Raw genomic sequence first — 22,918 nt, 5'->3', positions numbered from 1 at the left:
TGAGGGTCTGGGGTGTGGGGTCGGTCCACAGGATGACGGGTTTGCCGATGAGGTTGCGGCCGTCGGCGGGTTGGTGGTGGGTGGGGGAGGGGGTCAGCGGCAGGCGGCGGAAGTCGGTGGCGGTGAGCACGACGGTGGTGGTGGGGTCCTCGGGGCAGCCGCCGTGGTCGACCTGCTCCCAGGGGCCGGTGGACCGTCCGTCGGTCGCGAGCTCGCGCCGGAAGAGCGGGTTCGTCGCGGTGGACCCGTCGGTGCACTGGCGCACGACCTGCCCGCCGTTCGGGGCGTCGATGCACGGCCCGTTGGACGATCCGCGATCGCCCTGACCGCAGTAGAAGACCGGGCGCCGCTCGTACTCGTGCGAAGGGTTGGCAGTCGTCTGTGCCGCCCGGGCTCCTGATGATCGCTGGGTCCCGCCGATCGTCACGACGTTCTCCGTCGCGTGACCGAACAGGTCATCGGCCGGCTCGCCACCTCCGCCGACCGCGACGACGACGGCGACGGCGGCGGCGGCGGTCGAGCGGCTGAGGGCAGGCATCACCGGACCGACTCCGACAGGCGTTGTGCGCCGACCAGATGCCAGCCGTCGCCGGGCAGGTAGCCGATCTCGAGGGCGAGGAAGGCGGAGCCCTCGGCTCGGGTGTCGACGACCTCGCCCTGCTCGGACCGGATCTCGACCCCGCGCGAGTCGTACGCCACCTCGACCAGGAAGGTCCCGACCGCATCCTCGAAGCGGATCAGACCCACGTCGGTCACGGTGAGCCCGAGGTCGACGTAGCGCTGGTCCGAGGTGCGGATGCTGGTCGCCTCCTCGCTGGAGGCCCTGCAGAAGTCGCAGGCCGGGTCGCTCGCGCGGTCCCACGGTCCTGTGTCGCCCGACTCCATCGTGTAGAGGAAGAGCTCGATGAAGTAGGCGGCCGCCGCTTCCGCGCCCGCCGGGTCGGCGATCTGCATGGCGGCCGTCGGCTGGGGCGGTGACGGCGCGGGCGTGGGTTCGGGGCTGGGCTCGGGTGAGTGGGTCACCTCCTCCAGCGGAGGCGTGGGCGTCGGAGCCGGCTCGGCTTCCTGAGCGCTGCACGCGGTCGCCACGCCGGCCAGGACGACCATCGCCGCCCACGTACGTCGGCGCGCCGATGTGCGGGGCCCGCGCCGATGGTCGAGTCGCACGGACACATCACCACGAAACGCCCCCAGTTCCATGGTCACGGGACCCTAGCGGCGCCGACCCCTTCCGCGGGGGTGGTTCCGCGGACCTGTGGACGACCGTCCTCCCGGCACGCCGATCTGGGGACGAGCAGCGCCCAGGGCGGGCAGCACCCGGGACGAGCCCCGGTACGCGGACGGGCGCCGACCCCGGGGAGGTCGGCGCCCGTCCGTGACGCGGTGCGGGCGTCAGGCGGTGACCGCGACCCGCTCGCGCTCGTCGGCGGCCACGGGGGCGTCGTCGTCGGCGAAGGGGTCAGCGGCGTTGCTGCTCGCGAACCGCTCGACGTCGAGGATGCCCGCGCGGCGCGCGACGATCGTCGGGACGAGGGTCTGGCCCGCGACGTTCACCGCGGTCCGGCCCATGTCCAGGATGCTGTCGACCGCGAGGAGCAGGCCGACGCCCGCGAGCGGGAGGCCCAGCGTCGAGAGCGTGAGCGTGAGCATGACGAGCGCACCCGTCAGCCCGGCCGTCGCGGCGGAGCCGACGACGGACACGAACGCGATGAGGACGTAGTCCCACAGGCTCAGCTGCACGCCGAAGACCTGGGCGACGAAGATCGCGGCGATCGCGGGGTACACCGCGGCGCAGCCGTCCATCTTGGTGGTCGCGCCGAACGGGACGGCGAAGGACGCGTACTCGCGCGGCACGCCGAGGTTGCGGACCGTGACGCGCTCGGTCAGCGGGAGCGTGCCGAGCGAGGACCGCGACACGAACGCGAGCTGGATCGCGGGCCACGCGCCGGCGAACCAGCGCACCGGCGAGAGGCCGTGCGTCCTGAGCAGCACCGGGTACAGGACGAACAGCACGACCGCCAGGCCGACGTAGACGGCGGCCACGAACGACGCGAGCGGGCCGAGCAGGTCCCACCCGTACGTCGCGACGGCGTTGCCCAGGAGCCCGACCGTTCCGAGCGGCGCGAGGCGGATGACCCACCACAGCACCTTCTGCACGACCGCGAGCACCGACCGGTTGAAGGTGAGGAACGGCTCGGCGGCCGGCCCCACCTTGAGCGCGGCGACGCCGACGACGAGCGCGATGACGACGAGCTGGAGGGCGTTGAAGCTGAGGCTCGTGGTGGCCCCGGTGACGGCGCCGTCGGCCTGCTGGAGCGACGTGCCCGCGGTGACGCCGAGCCAGTTCGCCGGCAGGAGGCCGGTGATGAAGTCGAGCCACGAGCCGGTGCGGCTCGGCTCGGCGGCGTCGGCGGTCGTGAGGGTCGTGCTCAGGCCCGGCCGGAACACGAGGCCGAGCGTGATGCCGACGAGGACCGAGGCGAGCGCGGTGATGCCGAACCACAGCAGCGTGCGGCCGGCGAGGCGAGCGGCGTCGGTCACCGCCCGCAGGTTGGCGATCGAGGCGATGATCGCGGTGACGATCAGGGGCGGCACGAGCGCCTTGAGGAGCGTGACGAACGTGCTGCCGATCGTGGCGAGCGTGACGGTGAGCGCGTCCGCCTGGTCGGGGGCGGGGTCGGCGATCGACCGGGCGAGCAGGCCCAGCGCGACGCCGAGCACGAGCGCCAGGAGGACCTGGACGCCGAAGGAGGGGAGCCGCAGGCGGCTGCGGGTCCGGGGCGTCTGCCCGGTGGGCGCGTCCGAGGAGGGCGCGGCGGAGGAGGGTGCGGTCACGGGAGGACCTTCCGTGGAGGGGGTGTCAGGTGCGGGCGGCGCCGCCGACGGCGGCGCGGTCGAGGTCGTTCAGCGCGCCCGACACGCCGAGCTGGCCTGACGTCGGAGGTCGACGTGCAGGCGCTCGCAGAGGTTCCAGGGGTTGTCCATCGCGAGGCACAACCTGGCGGAGCGGTGCGGTGTTCCGCAAGCCGGTGAGAAGTTCCGTGGCATGGCTCACATCGACGTGCCGTGGCACGGCGACGGCCCGGCCCCGAGGGGACCGGGCCGTCGCGGTCGGCAGCTGCCAGCGGTCAGCTCAGCGCGACCCGCAGGACGTCGAGCCCGACGGAGCCGAGCGAGAGCGCGCGGTGGTGGAAGTCCTTGAGCTCGAAGGTCTCGCCGCGACGCCCGGCCGCGGCCGCGGCCTCGTCGCGGGCGGCCTCCCACAGCCGCTGCCCGATCTTGTAGGCGGGCGCCTGGCCCGGCCAGCCCAGGTACCGGTTGAGCTCGAACCGCAGGAACCCCTCCGGCATGTTCACGTTCGCGCGCAGGAACTCCCACGCCTTGTCGGCGTCCCACGTCCCGCCGCCCCACCGCTCGGGGCACGGCAGCCCGAGGTGCACGCCGATGTCGAGCACGACGCGTGCGGCGCGCATGCGCTGCCCGTCGAGCATGCCGAGCCGGTCACCCGGGTCCTCCATGAAACCGAGGTCGGCCATGAGCCGCTCGGCGTACAGCGCCCAGCCCTCGCCGTGGCCCGAGACCCAGCACGCGAGGCGACGCCAGGTGTTCAGGGTGACGCGCTGGTAGACGGCCTGCGCGATCTGGAGGTGGTGGCCCGGGACGCCCTCGTGGTAGACGGTCGTCTTCTCGCGCCAGGTCGTGAACGTCGTGACACCGGGCGGGACCGACCACCACATGCGGCCGGGGCGGCTGAAGTCGTCCGACGGGCCCGTGTAGTAGATGCCGCCGTTCTGCGTCGGCGCGATGCGGCACTCGAGCGCGAGCAGCGGCTCGGCGATCTCGAAGTGCGTCTTGCGCAGCGCCCGGACCGCCGCGTCGGAGGTCTCCTGCATCCACCGCTGGAGCGCGTCGGTGCCCTCGAGCACGCGCGACGGGTCCTCGTCGAGGCGCGCGACGGCGTCCTCGACGGTCGCGCCGTCACCGGCGATGCGCGCAGCGACCGCCTCCTGCTCGGCGACGATCCGCTCGAGCTCCTCCAGGCCCCACGCGTACGTCTCCTCGAGGTCGACCTCGGCGCCGAGGAAGTACCGCGACCACAGCCGGTAGCGCTCGCGGCCGGCGGCGTCCTCCTCGGGCGCGGCGGGCATGAGCTCGTCGCGCAGGAACGCCGCGAGCGTCGCGTACGCGGACCGCGCCGCACGGGCACCGTGCTCGATGGCCGCTCGGCGCGCGTCGGCGTCGGGCGCGTCCGCGAGCGCCGCCTCGACGGCCGGGCCGGCGGCGAACGTCGTGAAGAAGGACCGCTCGGGGTCGGCCAGCTCCTCGGCCTGGGTCAGGCACTCCCGCACCTGGCGCACGGGTGCGACGCGTCCGCGCGACGCGGCGAGCCGCAGCGACTCGACGACGCCGTCGGCCGCGCCGGGCAGGGCGTCGAGCCGCGCGGTGATGTTCTCCCAGTGCTCGGGCGTCGCCGTCGGCATGAGGTCGAAGACGTCGCGCAGCGCCTGGACGGGCGACGCGATGTTGTTGAGCTGCCCGAGGAGCTCGTCGGCCTCGTGCAGCTCCAGCTCGAGCCCGATGCGCTCGCGCATCGCGGCGAGCGTCACGCGGTCGACGTCGTCCTGGGGCGTCGCGGCGTCGAGCTCCGCGAGGACGGCGCGCGCCGCCTCGGCGGACGCCTCGTGGCCCGCGGGGGAGAAGTCGGTCATGAGGTGGTCGTACCCGGACAGGCCCATTGCGGTCGCCGAGAGGGGGTCGAGGCGCGCGATCGTCTGGACGTAGGCGTCGGCGATCGCGTCGATCGCCGAGGGCGTGCGGGACGGCAGAGCGTCAGTGGTCATGGGCGGCACCCTACGTCCGGGCCCCGGCCACGGGCCGCGGCGGCGGTCCGGTGGCCGCCCGTGTCTCCGTCAGCGGCCGCTCCACCGCCACGCGTCAGGACCCGGGCGCAGCGGGTCGGCGAGCCCCTGGGCGGCCTCGCGCCACCGGTGGCGCGAGCGTCGCGCCGGCCCGGGCTCCGCGGCGTGCTCGTCCGTCGACGCGTGGTGGTCCGTCGCGGCGCCGGCCGCGAGCCCCGCGACGAGCGCGGCGAGCTCGACGTCGTCCGGGTCGCCGCGGACGACGCGCACGTCGGGCGGCGGCGTCACAGCGGGATGTTCCCGTGCTTCTTGGCCGGCAGGCTCGCGCGCTTGGTACGCAGCGCGCGGAGCGCCCGGACCACCTGGGCGCGCGTCTGCGACGGCGGGATGACGGCGTCGACGTACCCACGCTGCGCGGCGTCGTAGGGGTTCACGAGGGCCTCCTCGTACTCGCGGGTCAGGCGCGCGCGCTCGGCCTCGGTGTCGCCGCCGTCCTCGGCCACCTTCTTGATCGCACCGCGGTGCAGGATGTTCACCGCCCCGCCCGCGCCCATCACGGCGATCTGGGCCGTGGGCCACGCGAGGTTCACGTCGGCCCCGAGCTGCTTGGAGCCCATGACGATGTACGCGCCGCCGTAGGCCTTGCGCGTGATGACCGTGACCAGGGGCACGGTGGCCTCGGCGTACGCGTAGATGAGCTTCGCACCGCGCCGGATGATCCCGTTCCACTCCTGGTCGGTCCCCGGCAGGAACCCCGGCACGTCGACGAACGTCAGCACGGGGATGTTGAACGCGTCGCACGTGCGCACGAAGCGGGCCGCCTTCTCGGCCGCGTTGATGTCGAGCGTGCCGGCCATCTGGAGCGGCTGGTTCGCGACGACGCCGACGGGTCGGCCCTCCACGTGGCCGAAGCCGACGAGCACGTTCTGCGCGTACAGCGGCTGCACCTCGAGCAGCTCGCCGTGGTCGAGGACGTGCTCGACCACGGTGCGCATGTCGTACGGCTGCGAGTCGGAGTCCGGCACGAGGGTGTCGAGCTCGAGGTCCGCCTCGGTCGGGTCGAGGTCGGCGTGGGCGTCGTCCTCCCACACGGGCGGGTCGCTGAGGTTGTTCGACGGCAGGTAGCCGACGAGGGCCTTGACCCAGTCGATCGCGTCGTCCTCGTCGCTGCCGAGGTAGTGCGCGACGCCCGAGCGCGCGTTGTGCGTGTGGCCACCGCCCAGCTCCTCGAAGCCGACGTCCTCACCGGTGACGGCGCGGATGACGTCGGGCCCCGTGATGAACATGTTCGACGTGCCGTCCGCCATGACGACGAAGTCGGTGAGCGCCGGGGAGTAGACCGCGCCGCCCGCGCTCGGGCCCAGGATGAGCGAGATCTGCGGGATGACGCCCGACGCCGCGACGTTGCGGCGGAAGATCTCGGCGAACTGCGTCAGCGCCGCGACGCCCTCCTGGATGCGCGCCCCGCCGCCGTCGAGGATCCCGATGAGCGGCACGCCCGTGCGGAGCGCGAGGTCCATGACCTTCGTGATCTTCTGGCCGTGCACCTCGCCGAGCGACCCGCCGAACACCGTGAAGTCCTGGCTGTACACGCACACCTGGCGACCGTCGACGGTCCCGTAGCCCGTGATGACGCCGTCGCCGGGCACCTGACGCCGCTCGAGGCCGAAGCGGGTCGACCGGTGCGTCGCGAACGCGTCGAGCTCGACGAAGCTGCCCTCGTCGAGGAGCGCGGCGATGCGCTCGCGTGCGGTCTTCTTGCCGCGGGGGTGCTGACGCGCGGCGGCCGCGACCTCCTGCTCGTCGACGGCGCGTGCCGTGCGGTCGGCGAGGTCGCTGAGCTTCGCGGCGGTCCCGGTGGCTTCGGTCGTGTCGGTCACGCGGACGAGGGTAGTTGTCGGGTCCCCACATCCCGCGGTGACGGGATCCACCGTGTCGCCCGGTCCTCGTGTGCGGGACCCGACAAAGGACGCGTGTCGCTAGGGTCCGCCCCATGGCCGACGACGACGCCCGCCCGCGCCACGACGACGACGCCCGCGACCGCGCGGACGACCGCGCGGACGCCCACGCTCACGACCGCGCTCACCACCGTGGCGACCACCCGCGCGTGCCCTACGACCGGGTCGCCGTCGAGCGGGCGCTCCGCGCGGGCGGCGCGACCGGGCGCGTCGTCGTCGTCGGGCGGACCGCGTCGACGTCGGCGGACCTCGTGGCGGCGCTCGGGTCGGAGCCGGTCGCATGGCCCGACCGGTCGGTGCTGGTCGCCGACCACCAGGCCGCGGGACGCGGGAGGCGTGGGCGCACGTGGACGACGCCCGCCCACACCGCCGTGACCGTCTCCGTCGTGCTGCGTCCCGGGCCCGACGTCCCGGTGGACCGGTGGGGGTGGCTGCCGCTCGTCGCCGGCCTCGCCGTCGTCGGCGCGCTCGACGAGGCGGCGGGCGTCCGGTCGGTGCTCAAGTGGCCGAACGACGTCCTCGTCGACGCGGCCCCGGGCGACGACGCCCTGCCCGGCTGGGGGAGGCGGCGCAAGGTCGCGGGCCTCCTGGGGGACGTCGTCCCGCTGCCGGGCGGCCCGGCCGCGGTCGTGGGCATCGGCGTCAACGTCGACCAGGTGCGCGACGAGCTGCCCGTGCCGAGCGCGTCGTCGCTCCGGCTCGCAGGGGCCCGCGCGGGGGTGGGCCGGGAGGCGGTCCTGACCGCGGTGCTCGACCACCTGTGGCGGCTCGAGACGCGCTGGCGGGCGGTGCACGGCGACGCGCGCGCCGCCGGCCTCGACGTGGAGTGCGCGGCCGCGTGCGCGACGCTCGGCGCGCGGGTCCGGGTGGACCTGCCCGCGGGCCGGGAGGTGGTGGGCGTGGCGCGCTCGCTCGGCCCCGACGGGTCGCTCGAGGTGGTCGACGGGGTGGGCGCGCTGCACCGCGTGCTCGCCGGTGACGTCCATCACATGCGCTCCGCGGACTGAACTAGCCTGGCGGGGTGAGCGACGCGGAGGGGACGGGCCAGGACGTGCGGCCCGGCGACCCTCGGCCCGAGGTCCGGCCGCCCGACGCCACCGAGCAGCCGACCATCGAGCAGCCGACCACCGAGCAGCCCGCCGACCAGCACGCCGAGCCGCACGGGCCCGAGTCGACCGTCGCCCGCCTCGAGGCGCAGCTGCTCGGCGGCCCGCGGACGCTGTCGCTCGAGGACATCGCCGAGCGCGTCGACGGCGACCTCGACGAGGTCCGCCTGTTCTGGCACGCCCTCGGGCTGCCGACGGTCGAGAGCGCGGCCGTCGCGTACACCGAGGCCGACGCGGAGGTCGTCGAGACGCTGCACCGCGCGGCCCAGACCTACGGCGTCTCCCAGCGCACCGCGGTGTCCCTGGTCCGCTCGATCGGGCACACGACCGACCGCCTCGTGCTCTGGCAGGTCGAGGCGCTCGCCGAGCACATGGCGGAGCGCTACCACCTGGACGACACGAGCGCGCGACTCATGGTGCTGTCGCGGCTGCCCGACATCGCGCCGATGCTCGAGCGGCAGCTCGTCCACGCGTGGCGGCGTCAGCTCGCGTCCATCGCGGCGCGCATCGCGTCGGAGTTCGGCGGTGCGCGCGGCGCCCCGGTGCGCGACGACGAGCTGCCTCTCGCGCGGGCCGTGGGCTTCGCCGACATGGTCGCGTTCACGCGCCGGACGGCACAGCTCAAGGCCCACGAGCTCTCCGACTTCGTGCAGCACTTCGAGACGCGCGTGCGCGACGTCGTCACGTCCACGGGCGGACGCGTGGTCAAGACGATCGGCGACGCGGTCCTGTTCGTCGCCGACGACGTCCGCACGGGCGCCGAGGTCGCGCTCGGTCTCGCCGAGGCGTTCGACCTGCAGGGCCCGAGCCCCGTCCGGGTCGCCTGGACGTGGGGACGCGTCCTGTCGCGGTTCGGGGACGTCTTCGGGCCGTCGGTCAACGTCGCTGCGCGGCTGACCGACGCCGCCGAGCCCGGCACGGTGCTCGTCGACCCGGGGACGGCGGACGTGCTGCGTCGGATCGGCGGCTACCTGCTCGACGAGCTGCCCGAGCAGGACCTGCCCGGGGTCGGCCCGATGCGCCCCGTGCGGCTCGCGCACCTGGCCGCCTCGACGGCCGACGGCGACTGAACGGGCCCGTCCCGGCCCACCCGGCCCACCCGGGCCCGTCGGTCAGGGCGGTCGTCAGACCTCGACCGGCTCGACGAGCTGCGGCCCGTCGGTGCCGACCTTGTTGACCTCGGTGGACACGGGGGTCGCGACGAACGACGGCGGGTCACGGTGCAGCAGCGCCACGACGGCGTCGGTGTCGCTGAGCGTCGGGTCGAGCCACGCGTCCCACGCGTCGCGCTCGAGCGTCACGGGCCGTCGGTCGTGGATCGCGGCGAGCGCCGGGTCGTCGGTGGGGGCGCCGCCCGTCACGATCGTCATGGTCACGAGCCAGCGGTGCGGGTCGTCGTCGGGCAGCGTCGGGTTGCGCCAGAACTCGTAGAGGCCCGCGAACGCGAGGGGCGAGCCGTCCGGCGAGTGGATCCAGTACGGCTGCTTGGGCGTTCGCGGGCGCGAGCCCTCGGGCGCCGCCTGCCACTCGTACCAGCCCTCGGCCGGCACGAGGCAGCGTCGTGCGACGACCGCACGCCGGAAGGCGGGCTTCTCGGTGAGCGACTCGACGCGGGCGTTGATCATGCGGGACCCGATCGAGGGGTCCTTGGCCCAGCTCGGGACCAGGCCCCACCGCGCGAGGCGCAGCGACCGGCGCACGCCGTCGTCGCCGTGCTCGCGCTCGACGACGACGCGGACCGCGTCGGTCGGGGCGGTGTTCCAGGAGGGAGGGAGCAGGCGCGCGTCCTCCGCGACGTCGTCGTGCTCGACGTCGAAGTGGTCGGCGAGGTCGAGGGCGTCCCGGAAGGAGGCGTAACGGCCGCACATGCCCTCAGCATGCCCTGAGGGTCCGACGTGACGCCTGCCACGATGTGGTCCAGGACGTGCCACCCGAATCGATTCGATGCGAGAATCCCCGGGTGACCGCACCCACCTCCCAGCGCCCCGTGGCGACGTCCGCCGAGGGCACGCCCGGCCCGCGCGACGGCGGCATCCGCCCGACGCGCGCAGCCGCCCCGCCCGCGCGGGAGCGCACCGCCTGGTTCGTGCTCCTCGTCGGCATGCTGACCCTCCTGCCCGCCGTGACGACGGACATGTACCTCCCGTCGCTGCCGCAGGTGGCCGAGGACCTCATGACGACCGAGGCCGCCGCGCAGTTCACGATCACCGGCATGCTCATCGGCGGCGCGATCGGCCAGCTGCTGGTCGGACCGTTCTCCGACCGCGTCGGCCGGCGCCTCCCGGTGCTCATCGGCGTGAGCCTGCACGTCGTCATCTCGCTGCTGTGCGTCGTGGCGCCCACGATCGGCGCGCTCGCGACGCTCCGGGTGCTCCAGGGCCTGGTCAGCGCGGGGGCGACGGTCGTCGCGATGGCGTCGATCCGTGACCGCTACACCGGCTCGGAGGCCGCGCGGATCATCTCGCGCCTCATGCTCGTCATCGCCGTCGCGCCGCTCCTGGCCCCGACCGCGGGCAGCGTCATCGCCGCCGCGTGGGGCTGGCGTGCGGTGTTCGTGACGCTCGCGCTGTTCGCGGGCGTCGTCCTGCTGGTCACGGCGCGGTTCCTCCCCGAGACGCTGCCCGTCGAGCGTCGCAGCGCGCACGGGTTCGCGGCGTCGGTGCGCGGGTACCCCGAGCTGCTCAGGGACGGGCGGTTCGTCGCCCTCGCGGTCATCCCCGGCATGGGCATGGCGCTGATCATGAGCTACGTCGCCGGGTCGTCGTTCGTCTTCCAGACCGAGTACGGGCTGACCGCGCAGCAGTTCGCGCTCGCGTTCGCGTTCGGCGGGACGTCGCTCGTGACGGGCTCGCAGGTCAACGCCGCGCTGGTGCGCCGCACGGGTCCGCTCGCGCTGCTGCGCGTGGGTCTGCCGGTCTCGGCGGCGTTCGCGGTGCTCGTCGTCGTCGTCGCGGCCACGCGCTTCGGCGGCGTCGCAGGGCTCGTCGGCTCGATCTGGCTCACGACGGCCGCCCTCGGCTTCGTCATGGCGAACGCCTCGGCGCTCGCGCTCAGCCGCCACGGCGAGCGTGCGGGCACGGCGGCCGCGGTCATCGGCTTCCTCCAGGCGGGCCTCGCGGGGGCGGTCAGCCCGCTCGTCGGGGTGCTCGGCGGGGACGCCGTCGCGATGACGGCCGTGATGCTCGGCAGCATGGTCGTGGCGCAGCTCGCGCTCGCGCTCGGCACGCCCGCCTACCGGCGCGGCGCGCGCGAGCGTCTCGAGCCCGAGTCGCTGCTGCAGGGCGACGGCGCGGTCCCGGCGGGCGCGGCGCACTAGGGCCAGCGCGGCGCACTAGCGTCGGCGCGGCGCACCGGCGCCGGTCGCGGCGCCTGGGACGGGCCCGGGGCGCCCGACGCCCCGGCCAGCCGCGACCGCATAGCCTGACCCGATGGTCAGGTGGCACGACGTGGTGTCCGCGGCGGGGCTCGTCGCCGACGACGGGACGGTCCGCGCGACGGTGTTCGCCGAGATGTCCACGCTCGCGGTCCGCACCGGGTCGATCAACCTCGGTCAGGGGTTCCCCGACGTCGACGGCCCCGCGCACGTCGCCGAGGCCGCCGTCGCCGCGATCCGCGCGGGGCACAACCAGTACCCGCCGGGGGCCGGTGTCCCGGCGCTCCTCGAGGCGGTCGCCGCCCACCAGGAGCGCCGCTACGGGATCCGCCTCGACCCGACGACGCAGGTCCTCGTGACGGCGGGCGCGACCGAGGGTCTGGCGGCCGCCGTGCTCGCGCTCGCGGACCCGGGCGACGAGGTCGTCACGATCGAGCCGGCGTACGACTCCTACCCCGCGGCGATCGCGATGGCCGGAGCGGTGCACCGCGGGGTCCCCCTCGTCCGGACGCCCGGCGGTTTCCGCCTCGACCTCGACGCGCTCGCGGCGACGGTCGGACCGCGGACGCGGCTCATCGTGCTCAACACGCCGCACAACCCGACGGGCGCCGTGCTCGACCGCACCGAGCTCGAGGCCGTCGCGCGCGTCGCGCACGAGCACGACGTCGTCGTGGTCACGGACGAGGTCTACGAGCACCTCACGTTCGACGGCGTCGAGCACGTGCCGATCGCGACGCTGCCGGGCATGGCGGAGCGCACGCTCACGGTGTCGTCCGCGGGCAAGACGCTGTCCTTCACGGGCTGGAAGATCGGCTGGGTGAGCGGCCCGGCCCACCTCGTGCAGGCGGTCCGGGCCGTCAAGCAGTACCTCACGTACGTCTCGGGCGGTCCGTTCCAGCACGCCGTGGCGGCCGCGCTGGCGGACGACGACGGGCGCACGCGAGCGTGGCTCGACGAGCTCGTCGGCTCGCTGTCGCACCGACGCGACCTGCTGTGCGCGGGTCTGGAGGCGGCGGGCTTCACGGTGACCGTGCCTGCCGGGACGTACTTCGTCGTCGCGGACGCGCGACCCCTCGGCGTCGAGGACGGCGTGGACCTGTGCCGTCGGCTGCCCGAGGTGGGTGTGGTCGGCGTCCCGGTGAGCGCGTTCTGCCGCCGCGGCTCGCGCGCCGCGGACGACCTCGCGGCGAGCGTGCGCTTCACGTTCGTCAAGCGGGAGGACGTCCTCCGCGACGCCGTCGGACGGCTCGCGGGGCTCCGGGGCTGAACGGACGAGGGAACCGAGCGGCGGGGGTCCGTCGAGTTCGTGGCCGTGGCTCCTGCGGGTCTTCACGATCTTCGTCCCCAGGCTTGTGCACATATGTGGAGTTCGTCCGGTTCGCAACCCGGGGCGCCACCGCGCCGTCGTCGGCGGTCGTCCCTAGGGTGGCGGGGACGGCCGTCGCTCCTGCCGACGAGCCCGCCCGCGACGCCGAGCCCGAGGAGGACGCATGCCGACGAGGGTCCGCACGCTGCGCACCGCCGAGCCGGCACCCGCGCGGCCGGACGTCGTGGAGCGCGCACCGTTCGACCGGGCGCTCGAGGCGATCCGGAGCGAGCTCGAGCTCCCGACGGTGTTCCCCGCCGCGGTGCTCGCGGAGGCGGAGCGCGCGGTCCGCGAGCCCGACCTCCCGTCGGCGGACCGGACCGACGTCCCGCTCGTCACGGTCGACCCGCCGGGGGCGACCGACCTCGACCAGGCGCTGCACGTCGAGCGACGTGGCACGGGGTTCCGGGTGCACTACGCGATCGCGGACGTCCCGGCGTTCGTCGTCGAGGGCGGTGCGGTCGACGACGAGGCGCGCCGCCGCGGCCAGACGATGTACGCGCCCGACACACGGGTGCCGCTCCACCCGCCCGTGCTCAGCGAGGGAGCGGCGAGCCTGCTGCCCGGCCAGGAGGCGCCCGCGTTCCTGTGGACCTTCGACCTCGACGACACGGGTGCGACGACGGCGGTGCGCCTCGAGCGCGCGATGGTCCGCAGCCGTGCGCAGCTCGACTACGAGGGTGTGCAGCACGCGGTGGACTCCGGCACGGCCGACGAGGTGCTCCTCGGACTGCGCGACGTGGGTCTCCTGCGCATCGAGCAGGAGCGCGCCCGCGGGGGTGCGGCGCTGCCGATCCCGGACCAGGAGGTCGTGGTCCACCCGGACGGCTACGAGCTGAGGCTCCGGCCGCCGCTGCCGAGCGAGGACTGGAACGCGCAGCTGTCGCTCATGACCGGGATGGCCGCCGCGCAGATCATGCTCGGGGGCCGGGTCGGGCTGCTCCGCACGATGCCGCCCCCGGACCCGCGCGACGTCGCCGCGTTCCGCCGGCAGGCGCTCGCGCTCGGCGTCGACTGGCCCGACGGCGCGCGCCACGGCGACGTGCTGAGGTCCCTCGACGCGCGCGACCCGCGTCATCTCGCGCTCCTGCACGGCTCGACCGCGCTGTTCCGCGGGGCGGGGTACACGGCGGTCGACGGCGAGCTGCCCGAGGTGGTCGAGCAGGCCGCCGTCGCGGCGCCCTACGCGCACGTCACCGCTCCGCTGCGCCGTCTGGTCGACCGCTTCGGGCTCGTCGCGTGCGAGGCGTTGCACCGCGGGGCAGAGGTCCCCGCGTGGGTGCGCGAGGCGCTCCCGTCGCTGCCCGAGGTGATGACCGGGTCGGACCGCCGCGCGGGTGCGCTCGAGCGCGCCGTGGTCGACGCCGCCGAGGCCGCGCTCCTCGCGGGTCGCGTCGGCCAGGTCGTGGCCGCCGTCGTCGTCGACGTCGACGAGCGGCGCCCGCAGGGCCGGGTCCAGGTGACCGACCCGCCCGTGCTGGCGCCGTTCGAGGGCCGGGCCGAGCTGGGTGCGCGCGTGCAGGTCCGGCTGGTCGAGGCCGACCCGGTCGCGCGCCGGGTCCTCTTCGTGATCGCCTGACCTCACGCCCCGGCCCGGCGCAGCGCCTCGACGTCCGCGTCGGGAGGCACCGAGGGTGCCGCGCCGCCCTCAGCCACCGGCCACCGCCCGTGCGGCGGTCGCGGGACCCACGCCGAGCATCGCCGCGAGGCGCATCGCGTCGAACGGGGCGTGGACCTTGACGTCGTTGTCGAAGTACACGAGCACGTCGCGGCCGTCGGCGTCCCAGCCGCGCACGCGGTCGGCCCAGCGCGCCAGCGACGCGTCGTCGTAACCGCTCACGTAGAGCTCCTCGCCGCCGTGGAGCCGGACGTAGACGAGGTCGCTCGTGACCTCCTCGATGAGCGGCCACCGGCCCGCGGTGTCCGCGACGACGAGCCCGACGTCGTGCGCACGGAGCAGGTCGACGAGCTCGGGGGTGTCGAACGTGGGGTGCCGCACCTCGAGGACGTGCCGCAGCGGGCGTTCCGCGTCCGCCTCGGTCACCGCACGCCCGTCGAGGCGCTCGTCGTGCTGCGCGGCGAGCGCCGCGGCCTGCGTCGTCGTGCGGGGGAGCGCTCGGAAGAACGTCGTCAGCCGGTCGGCGTCGAAGCGCAGCGTCGGTGGGAGCTGCCACAGGAACGGCCCGAGCTTCGGCCCGAGCGCGAGCACGCCCTGGGCGAAGAAGTTCGCGAGCGCGGTGTCCGCCCTCGTGAGCTTGAGCATGTGCGTGATGAACCGGCCGCCCTTGACCGAGAGGACGAAGTCGTCGGGGGTCTGCTCGGCCCACGCGCGGTAGCTCTCGGGGCGCTGGAGCGAGTAGAACGACCCGTTGACCTCGATCGTCGACAGGAGGCGCGACGCGTGCTCGAGCTCGCGGCGCTGCGGCAGCCCGGGCGGGTAGAAGACGCCGCGCCACCCGGAGTACCGCCACCCCGAGATCCCGATGCGCACGCTCACGGCGACACCTCAGACGGGCGGGTAGGCCGAGGTCTTGAGCAGCCGTGCGAGGTGCGCGGTGTTGGACGCGAGGGTCGCGGTGGTCGCTGCCACCTTCTCGGGCACCTCGTCGAGGTCCTTGTAGTCGACCGAGCCCATCGCCTCGCCGACCCAGTACGTCACCGCGCCGGCGGCCAGCGTGAAGCCCACGTCGTTGAGCGCCTGGAAGACCTCCGCGCTCGTGTGGTGCGCGCCGTCCTCGTTGCCGACGACCGCGACCGCCGCGACCTTGCCGTAGGTGAGCATGCGTCCCTCGTCGTCGGTCTCCGACAGCTCGGCGTCGAGCCGCTCGAGCGCGCGCTTGGTCACGCTCGACGGCTGGCCCATCCAGATCGGCGTCGCGACGACGAGGATGTCGGCGTCGAGGACCTGCCGGCGGATCGCGGGCCACGCGTCGCCGTCGCCCATGTCCACCTCGACGCCGGGCCGGACGTCGTGGTCGGCGAGGCGCACGACCGTGCCCGTGACGCCGTGCGGGGCCATCGCGTCGAGGACCTGGCGCGCGAGCAGCTCGCTGCTCGACGGCTCGGACGAGGACTTGAGCGAGCCGACCAGGACGACGGCGGTCAGGGGAGGGGTCGCGTGCGTCATGTCGGCATCGTCGATCAGGTACCGGCAGGACGCGACCGCTGACGCCCGCGCGGCACCGCCTCCGGGGCCGTCGCGGGCCGGTCGGCCTACGCAGCGGCGTGCGGCCGTCAGTAGGTTGTCGGGGTGACCACTGCACCCATCGACCCGACCTCGACCGACGCGTGGGCCGCGCTCGCGGAGCACAAGGCCTCGCTCGGGCCCGACCTGCGCGGCTGGTTCGCCCAGGACCCCGACCGCGCCGAGCGCCTCACGCGCACCGTGGCGGACCTGCACGTCGACCTGTCCAAGAACCTCGTGACCGCCGAGACGCTCGCGCTCCTGGTGCGCCTGGCGGAGGAGGTCCACCTCGCGGACCGCGTGGACGCGATGTTCCGCGGGGACCGCATCAACGTCACCGAGGGACGCGCCGTGCTGCACACGGCCCTGCGCCGACCCGCGGGCGCGACGCCGCCGCTCGTCGTCGACGGGCAGGACGTGGACGCCGACGTGCAGGCCGAGCTCGAGAAGGTCTTCGCCTTCGCCGACCGCGTGCGCTCGGGGGAGTGGACGGGCGTCACCGGCGAGCGCATCCGGAGCGTCGTCAACATCGGCATCGGTGGCTCCGACCTCGGGCCGGTCATGGCGTACGAGGCGCTCCAGCCGTACGTGCAGGACGGCATCGAGGTCCGGTTCGTGTCCAACATCGACCCGACCGACGTCGCCGAGACCGTCGCCGACCTCGACCCCACGACGACGCTGTTCATCGTCGCGTCCAAGACCTTCGGGACGCTCGAGACGCTGACCAACGCCCGCCTCGCGCGGACGTGGCTGTGGGAGCGGCTGGCGGCGGCGGGTGCGATCGGGGACGACGACGACGCGCGAGCGGCGGCCGTCGCCAAGCACTTCGTCGCCGTGTCCACCGCGCTCGACAAGGTCGCCGCGTTCGGGATCGACCCGGCGAACGCGTTCGGGTTCTGGGACTGGGTCGGCGGCCGGTACTCGCTCGACTCCGCCATCGGGACGTCGCTCGCGATCGCGATCGGTCCCGACGGGTTCCGGGACCTCCTCGCGGGCTTCCACGCCGTCGACGAGCACCTGCGGACGACGCCCCTCGAGCAGAACGTGCCGGTCCTCATGGGTCTTCTGAACGTCTGGTACGTCAACTTCTTCGACGCCCACACGCACGCGGTGCTGCCGTACGCGCAGCACCTGCACCGGTTCCCCGCCTACCTCCAGCAGCTCACGATGGAGTCCAACGGCAAGTCGGTCCGGTGGGACGGCACGCCGGTCACCACGCAGACCGGTGAGGTCTTCTGGGGAGAGCCCGGGACCAACGGGCAGCACGCGTTCTACCAGCTCATCCACCAGGGCACGCGTCTGGTCCCCGCGGACTTCATCGCCGTGGCGAACCCGGCCCACCCGCTGCGCGACGGCGACACCGACGTGCACGGCCTGTTCCTCGCGAACTTCTTCGCCCAGACCAAGGCGCTCGCGTTCGGCAAGACCGCCGACGAGGTCCGCGCCGAGGGCACGGCCGAGGAGATCGTCCCGGCGCGCGTGTTCGCCGGGAACCGGCCGACGACGTCGATCATGGCGCCCGCCCTCACGCCGTCGGTGCTGGGCCAGCTCATCGCGCTCTACGAGCACATCACCTTCGTGCAGGGCGTGGTGTGGGGGATCGACTCGTTCGACCAGTGGGGCGTCGAGCTCGGCAAGGTCCTCGCCAACCAGATCGCGCCCGCCGTCGAGGGCGACACCGACGCGCTGGCGCAGCAGGACCCGTCCACGCGCGCGCTCATCGAGTACTACCTGCGCACGCGCGGCTGACGGCCGCCCGGCCCGCCCCGACCGGCGCCCCTCGCCCACCCCGGGCGAGGGGCACCGTCGTCGTTCGGCGCGCCTCCTCGGGGCCCTCTGCCTACGGTCGAACCATGTCACCCTGGTTCAGCCGCTCCGGCGAGCGTCGTCGCCGCCCCGACCTGCCCGTCGCGGCCGCCCCCGCGCCGGTCCCCGCGCGATCGGCTACGTCGCCCGTCCCGTCCGCGGCCGGACGGCGCGGTGGCGGGGTCAGGCGCTCGCCGTGGGAGGACGGACTGGGCCGGACCGCGGTCCGCTCGGCGCAGCTCCTGCTGGTCCTGCTGCTTGTGGCCGTCGCGGTGTGGGGCCTGCGTCAGGTCTCGCTCCTCGTCATCCCCGTGATCATCGCGACGATCATCGCGGCGGCCGTCGCGCCGGTCGTCCGGAGGTTGCGCGAGAAGGGCGTCCACAACACGCTCGCGACGTCGATCGCGATGCTCCTGGGTGTCGGCTCGCTCGGCCTCGTGCTGTGGCTCGTGGGGCGTGCGGTCCGCGACGAGTGGTCCGAGCTCAGCAGCGCGGCGATGGAGGGTCTCGACGAGCTCCAGGCGTGGCTCGCCGAGGGCCCGCTCCAGCTGGACGAGGGGCAGCTCTCGGCCGCGCGCGAGCAGGCGACCGAGCTCGCCACGAGCGACGCGGTCCAGAGCGGCGCCGTCGCGGGCGCGACGGCGGCCCTCGAGGTCGTGACGGGCACGGTCCTCGCGCTCGTGGTCCTGTTCTTCCTGCTGCGCGACCACCGCCGGATCTGGGCGTTCTTCCTCCGGCCGCTCGCCCCGGACGTCCGGGCGAGGGCCGACCGGATCGGCATCAGCGCGGTCGACGTGCTCGGCGGCTACGTGCGCGGCATCGCGATCATCGCGTTCGTCGACGCGTTCTTCATCGGGCTTGCGCTGTTCGTGCTGGGGATCCCGCTCGCGCTGCCGCTCGCGGTGCTCGTGTTCCTCGGCGCGTTCATCCCGATCCTCGGCGCGACCCTCGCGGGGACGTTCGCGGCACTCGTCGCGCTCGTGTCGGACGGGCCGGTGACCGCGCTCGTGGTCGTGGCCGTCGTCGTCGCGGTCAACCAGCTCGAGGGCAACTTCCTCGAGCCGGTCGTCCTGGGACGCGCGCTGCACCTCCACCCGCTCGCGGTCCTGCTCGCGCTCACCGCCGGCACGATCCTCTCGGGCATCGTCGGCGCCCTGCTGTCGGTGCCGCTCGCGGCGGTCGCCTGGACGGTCGTCAGCGCCTGGAACGCGACGGACGGCGGGGACCGGCTGGGCGAACCCGACGACGTTGACCAGCTCACCGCCGGGCGAGCGGGCCCCTGACGGACCGCCGGGGTGCGGGCCGCGGTCCGTCCCCGTGACCGACGTCGCTCGGGCTCACCAGCCCGCCCGCTCCGCACCGGTCCCGCGGCGCCGGGGCGTGCGCGTCCTCAGCGCGTGAAGCGCTCGGAGCGCTCGACGACGCGGCCGACGTGGGCCTCGGCGTCCCACCGGTAGACGGGCACGCCCCCGACGAGGACCAGCTCCGCGCGTGACGTCACGTCGAGCGGGTCGCCCGACCACACGACGACGTCGCCGTCCAGGCCGGGCGCGAGGGCGCCCACGCGGTCGTCGATCCCCATCATGCGGGCGGGGTTGACCGTGAGCGCCTCGATCGCCGCGGTCCGCGGCAGGCCCTCCTTGACCGCGAGCGTCGCCTGGTGGACGAGGAAGTTGATGGGCACGACCGGGTGGTCGGTCGTGATGGCGACCCGCACGCCGGCCTCGACCAGGCGTGCCAGGTGCGCGATCGCCCGGTCCCGCAGCTCGACCTTCGACCGGCTCGTGAACATCGGCCCGTACACCACGGGGATGTCGCGCTCGGCGAGCACGTCGGCGATCTTGTGGCCCTCGGTCCCGTGGTTGACGACGAGGCGGTAGCCGAACTCGTCGGCGAGCCGGACGGCGGTCGCGATGTCGTCGTGGCGGTGGCAGTGCTGGTCCCACACGATCTCGCCGTCGAGCACGCGGGCGAGCGCCTCGAGGCCCAGGTCGCGTGCGAACGGCTCACCCTTGGCGTCGGCTGCTTCCCGCGTCGTGCGGTAGTGCTGGGCCTTGACGAGCGCCTCCCGGATGACGAGCGCGGTGCCCAGGCGCGTCGACGGCAGCTGCTTCTTGTCGCGGTAGACGCGCTTGGGGTTCTCGCCGAGTGCCGACTTGATGCTCACGGTCTCGCGGATGACCTGCTCGTCGACGGTCCGGCCGCCCCACGTCTTGATCGCGACCGTCTGGCCGCCGATCGGGTTCCCCGACCCGGGCTTGACGACGACCGACGTCACGCCGCCGACGAGCGCGTCGCGGAAGCCCTCGTCGTCGATGTTGATCCCGTCGATCGCGCGGACGGCCGCGCGGTCGGGCGCGGTCATCTCGTTGACGTCGTCGCCCTCGACGCCTGCGCCCTCCTCGGCGATGCCGATGTGCCCGTGCGCCTCGACGAAGCCGGGCAGCACCCAGCGCCCGGTGGCGTCGACGACCTCGGCGTCAGCGGGCACCGTGACGTCGGCACCCACGTCGGTGATGCGTCCGTCCCGGACCAGGACCGTGCCGCCGTCGATCGGCTCGCCCACGACGGGGACGACGTACCCACCGGTGACCGCCACGACGCGGGCGGGGTGGGGGGTGCGGGTCTCGGCTGCGGTGTCGACGCTCATCCCCGCACTCTAGGCACGGCCTGCCTAGGCTGGTCCGCGTGACGGAGCCGGTGGCACGTGTGCGGGTCGACGCGTGGGCGTGGGCCGTCCGGCTCTTCCCGACCCGGTCGGCGGCCGGTGCCGCGTGCCGCGCGGGGCACGTGCGGGTCAACGGTGACCGTGCGAAGCCGGCGACCGCGGTGGGACCCGGCGACGAGGTGCGGGTCCGGGCAGGGGAGCGCGAGCGCCTGGTCGTCGTCCGTCGGACGCTCGTCAAGCGCGTCGGTGCCGCCGTCGCGGTCGAGTGCTACGAGGACCTGACGCCGCCGCCACCCCCGCGCGAGGAGGTCGTCGTCGTCGCCCGGAGGGCGCGGGGCGCAGGGCGGCCCACCAAGCGTGAGCGGCGCGAGATCGAGCGGCTCCGCGGACACTGACCGAGCCTGGCCCGACCGCGGCGCGGGCACGCACCCGAGCCGCCGCAGCGCTGCCCCCGCCGACGCGCCCCGGGGAGCGGTCGTCCGGGACCTCAGCCCACGGCGGTCAGGAGCTGCTCGATCAGCGGCCCCGCCGTCGTCGAGCCGTAGTCCCCGTCCTCCACCACGACCGCGTAGGCGAGGTCGCCGTGCACGGCGATCATCCACGCGTGGTTCGCGAGCTCGTCGCCTGTCCCGAACTGCGCGGTCCCGGTCTTGGCGAGCACCTCGGCGCCGGGCACGTCGGCGAGGAACGTCGCACCGCCCTGCGTGACGACCGCACGCATGAGCTCGCGCAGCGCGGCCGCCTCGGTCTCGGCCAGCGGCTCGCCGGGTGCGGCCGGCGCGGGCGCGTCGGCGAGCAGGCGCGGGACCACGGTCGCGCCCCGGGCGACGGACGCGGCGACCGCCGCCATGGCGAGCGGGGAGGCCTGCACCTGCCCCTGGCCGATCATCGCCGCGGCCAGCCCGGTGCCGGTCGCGTCCGTCGGCACCTCGCCGAGGAAGGCGGGGAAGCCGAGGTCGGCGTCGAGGCCGAGCCCCAACGACGCCGCTGCGCGCGCCAAGGCGTCGCCCGACGCCTGCTCGCGCGCCCCGATGAAGGCGGTGTTGCACGAGTGGGCGACTGCCGTCCGCAGCGTGACGGTGCCGGTCGCGGAGGCGGGGTAGCCGGGGAAGTTCGAGAACTCCCGGCCGTCGACGGTCGCGGACGTCGGGCACCCGACCGGGCTGTCGGGCGTCAGACCCGCCCGGAGCAGCGCGAGCGAGCTCACGACCTTGAACACGGAGCCGGGCGCGTACGTCGCGAGGGTCGCGGTCGAGTACCCCTCGCTGCCCGGTCCGCTCGCGGCGGCGAGCACGTCGCCCGTCGACGCGCGGATCACGACGGCCGCGCTCGCGGACGGCACGGGTTCGAGGACCGACTCGGCGGCGTCCTGGACGCGCGGGTCGATGGTCGTGCGCAGCGGCTCGCCCGGGGTGGGCGGTCGCTCCCACAGGACGCGCTCCGACCCGTCCTCGGCCACGGCGGCGACGACCGTGCCGGGGGTGCCGCGGAGCTGCTCGTCGTACTGCCGCTGGAGGCCGGAGAGCCCCACGACGTCACCCGGTCGGACCGCACCGCCCGACTCCTCGACCACCTCGGCCGTCGCGGGACCCGCGGTGCCCAGCAGCGGTCGGGCGAAGCGGCGCGTCGGTGCGAGCGGCAGCGTGTCCTCGACCGCGAGCGCTCCCGGGACCGCGCGGAACGCGGCGAGGTCGACGCCGGGCTCGGCCGTGCGCACGACGAGCGCCTCGACGAACGCGCGCTCGCCGGCGGCCGCGACCCTGTCGGCGAGGCCCTGGGGGTCCAGCCCCAGCAGCCCCGCGACGGCCCGCGCCGCATCGGCCTGGGCCGCGACGTCGACCGCCGTCTTGTCGACGCCCAGACGCAGGACGGGCCGGTCCTCGACGAGCGCGACGTCGTCCGCGCCGAGCACCGGCGCCCGAGGAGCCGCCTCGACGCGCCTCGTGAGGGTCTCGGTCGGACGCAGGTCGGGTGCCACGAGGGCCGTGTCCCAACGCACCTGCCAGGCGTCGTCGACCAGCGTGAGGTGTGCGTCGGCGGAGTAGGTCCAGTCCTCGTCGCCCGTCGCGTCGAGGTCCCACGTCGTCACGACCGTCGCGGTGGCGGTGGGCGTGCCGTCCACCTCCGCCTCGACGACGTCCTCGACCCGGACCTCGGGCCGCGCGGGGTCCAGCGCCGCGGTCGCGGTGCGCAGCTGCTCGGTCGCCGCCGTGGGATCGGTGTCGCCGAGGGGCACGCCGGTCAGGTCACCGGCCGCGAGGCCCGCGGCCAGCCGGGCGGCCACGGGTGCCGGGTCGGGCGTGCCGGGGCTGCACCCCGCGAGCGGCGCCACCACGAGCACCCCGCCCACGACGACCGCCGTCGCCACCCGTCCGCACGTGCGCAGTCCCATCCCGACCCCCTGCCCGAGCGGGGCGTCTCCCCGCGTGAGCACCGTACCGACGGGCACCGACAGGGCCGGCAGGACCGGCACACCGACAGGGGCGCCGAAGAATCCGCGTCGAGCACCGACGCGCTGCCACCGCGCGACCACCGCGCGACCACCGCGCGACCACCGCGCTGCCGCCGTGCTGCCACCGCGCCGCCGCCGCGCTGCCG

General features: G+C 74.8%; 18 protein-coding genes and 1 pseudogene. 8 read left to right on the top strand and 11 right to left on the bottom strand.

From position 1 onward, the window contains the following. From IEV86_RS05330 to IEV86_RS05305, 6 genes and pseudogenes are all read right to left on the bottom strand, one after another. Positions 1 to 538 (bottom strand): annotated as a pseudogene (locus tag IEV86_RS05330) (hypothetical protein); the annotation flags it as partial. Further along, positions 538 to 1,023 (bottom strand): DUF6318 family protein, encoded by a 486-nt coding sequence (locus tag IEV86_RS05325; RefSeq protein ID WP_152605800.1) that lies wholly within the window; start codon positions 1,021 to 1,023, stop codon positions 538 to 540. The gene IEV86_RS05325 and the pseudogene IEV86_RS05330, both read right to left, overlap by 1 nt. Before the next feature lie 369 nt (positions 1,024 to 1,392). Continuing rightward, entirely contained in the window at positions 1,393 to 2,835 is a 1,443-nt protein-coding gene (locus tag IEV86_RS05320) for a dicarboxylate/amino acid:cation symporter (RefSeq protein ID WP_081978943.1), read from the bottom strand. A 293-nt stretch (positions 2,836 to 3,128) separates the two neighbouring features. Next, positions 3,129 to 4,841, bottom strand: a complete 1,713-nt coding sequence (locus IEV86_RS05315) for a DUF885 domain-containing protein (protein ID WP_043610089.1) — start codon at positions 4,839 to 4,841, stop codon at positions 3,129 to 3,131. A 69-nt stretch (positions 4,842 to 4,910) separates the two neighbouring features. Beyond that, entirely contained in the window at positions 4,911 to 5,147 is a 237-nt protein-coding gene (locus tag IEV86_RS05310) for an acyl-CoA carboxylase epsilon subunit (RefSeq protein ID WP_188484566.1), read from the bottom strand. Continuing rightward, positions 5,144 to 6,739: an acyl-CoA carboxylase subunit beta gene (locus IEV86_RS05305; RefSeq protein ID WP_043605611.1), complete on the bottom strand. Its 1,596-nt coding sequence runs from the start codon at positions 6,737 to 6,739 to the stop codon at positions 5,144 to 5,146. The genes IEV86_RS05310 and IEV86_RS05305 overlap by 4 nt, the downstream gene beginning before the upstream one ends. A 113-nt stretch (positions 6,740 to 6,852) precedes the next feature. On the opposite strand from IEV86_RS05305, the gene IEV86_RS05300 reads away from it, so the two are divergent. Together IEV86_RS05300 and IEV86_RS05295 are read left to right on the top strand one after the other, a co-directional pair. Beyond that, on the top strand, positions 6,853 to 7,824 hold the full coding sequence (locus IEV86_RS05300) for a biotin--[acetyl-CoA-carboxylase] ligase (protein WP_052426132.1): 972 nt from the start codon (positions 6,853 to 6,855) through the stop codon (positions 7,822 to 7,824). Positions 7,825 to 7,838: 14 nt separating this feature from the next. Then, complete coding sequence (locus tag IEV86_RS05295) at positions 7,839 to 8,993, top strand: adenylate/guanylate cyclase domain-containing protein (protein ID WP_229734475.1); 1,155 nt, start codon at positions 7,839 to 7,841, stop codon at positions 8,991 to 8,993. A gap of 54 nt (positions 8,994 to 9,047) precedes the next feature. On the opposite strand, the gene IEV86_RS05290 is transcribed toward IEV86_RS05295, so the two are convergent. Next, positions 9,048 to 9,791 carry an SOS response-associated peptidase gene (locus IEV86_RS05290; protein WP_043605613.1) on the bottom strand — a complete coding sequence of 248 codons (744 nt, stop codon included), beginning with the start codon at positions 9,789 to 9,791 and terminating at the stop codon, positions 9,048 to 9,050. A 92-nt stretch (positions 9,792 to 9,883) separates the two neighbouring features. On the opposite strand from IEV86_RS05290, the gene IEV86_RS05285 reads away from it, so the two are divergent. The 3 genes from IEV86_RS05285 (at position 9,884) to IEV86_RS05275 (ending at position 14,241) form a co-directional block, all read left to right on the top strand. Continuing rightward, positions 9,884 to 11,239 (top strand): multidrug effflux MFS transporter, encoded by a 1,356-nt coding sequence (locus IEV86_RS05285; protein WP_229734474.1) that lies wholly within the window; start codon positions 9,884 to 9,886, stop codon positions 11,237 to 11,239. A gap of 112 nt (positions 11,240 to 11,351) precedes the next feature. Further along, complete coding sequence (locus IEV86_RS05280; RefSeq protein ID WP_043605615.1) at positions 11,352 to 12,563, top strand: pyridoxal phosphate-dependent aminotransferase; 1,212 nt, start codon at positions 11,352 to 11,354, stop codon at positions 12,561 to 12,563. A gap of 223 nt (positions 12,564 to 12,786) precedes the next feature. After that, the gene (locus IEV86_RS05275) at positions 12,787 to 14,241 is read left to right on the top strand and encodes an RNB domain-containing ribonuclease (protein WP_043605617.1); all 1,455 of its coding nucleotides are present in this window, start codon (positions 12,787 to 12,789) and stop codon (positions 14,239 to 14,241) included. A 69-nt stretch (positions 14,242 to 14,310) separates the two neighbouring features. Here the strand turns inward: IEV86_RS05275 and IEV86_RS05270 are convergent, their stop codons facing one another. Together IEV86_RS05270 and IEV86_RS05265 are read right to left on the bottom strand one after the other, a co-directional pair. Beyond that, positions 14,311 to 15,159: a DUF72 domain-containing protein gene (locus IEV86_RS05270; RefSeq protein ID WP_043605619.1), complete on the bottom strand. Its 849-nt coding sequence runs from the start codon at positions 15,157 to 15,159 to the stop codon at positions 14,311 to 14,313. Between the two features lie 9 nt (positions 15,160 to 15,168). Then, complete coding sequence (locus tag IEV86_RS05265) at positions 15,169 to 15,789, bottom strand: flavodoxin family protein (protein WP_043605621.1); 621 nt, start codon at positions 15,787 to 15,789, stop codon at positions 15,169 to 15,171. Between the two features lie 123 nt (positions 15,790 to 15,912). Between IEV86_RS05265 and pgi the strand changes: the two genes are divergently transcribed. Then, positions 15,913 to 17,595, top strand: a complete 1,683-nt coding sequence (gene pgi / locus IEV86_RS05260) for a glucose-6-phosphate isomerase (RefSeq protein WP_043605623.1) — start codon at positions 15,913 to 15,915, stop codon at positions 17,593 to 17,595. Positions 17,596 to 17,699: 104 nt separating this feature from the next. Then, positions 17,700 to 18,935: an AI-2E family transporter gene (locus IEV86_RS05255; protein ID WP_081978672.1), complete on the top strand. Its 1,236-nt coding sequence runs from the start codon at positions 17,700 to 17,702 to the stop codon at positions 18,933 to 18,935. A gap of 107 nt (positions 18,936 to 19,042) precedes the next feature. Here IEV86_RS05255 and IEV86_RS05250 read toward each other — a convergent pair whose 3' ends face one another. Next, positions 19,043 to 20,302: an amidohydrolase gene (locus IEV86_RS05250; RefSeq protein WP_052426133.1), complete on the bottom strand. Its 1,260-nt coding sequence runs from the start codon at positions 20,300 to 20,302 to the stop codon at positions 19,043 to 19,045. 38 nt (positions 20,303 to 20,340) lie between these two features. Between IEV86_RS05250 and IEV86_RS05245 the strand changes: the two genes are divergently transcribed. Continuing rightward, entirely contained in the window at positions 20,341 to 20,715 is a 375-nt protein-coding gene (locus IEV86_RS05245) for an RNA-binding S4 domain-containing protein (protein WP_043605624.1), read from the top strand. 92 nt (positions 20,716 to 20,807) lie between these two features. Here the strand turns inward: IEV86_RS05245 and IEV86_RS05240 are convergent, their stop codons facing one another. Then, complete coding sequence (locus IEV86_RS05240) at positions 20,808 to 22,712, bottom strand: penicillin-binding transpeptidase domain-containing protein (protein ID WP_043605644.1); 1,905 nt, start codon at positions 22,710 to 22,712, stop codon at positions 20,808 to 20,810. Positions 22,713 to 22,918: the final 206 nt, after the last annotated feature.

Source organism: Cellulomonas carbonis, from assembly GCF_014636275.1.
In the GTDB taxonomy this organism is placed as follows: Bacteria; Actinomycetota; Actinomycetes; order Actinomycetales; family Cellulomonadaceae; genus Actinotalea; species Actinotalea carbonis.
The sequence above is the reverse complement of the archived record's forward strand: the minus strand, read 5'-3'. Positions and strand labels throughout refer to the sequence as shown.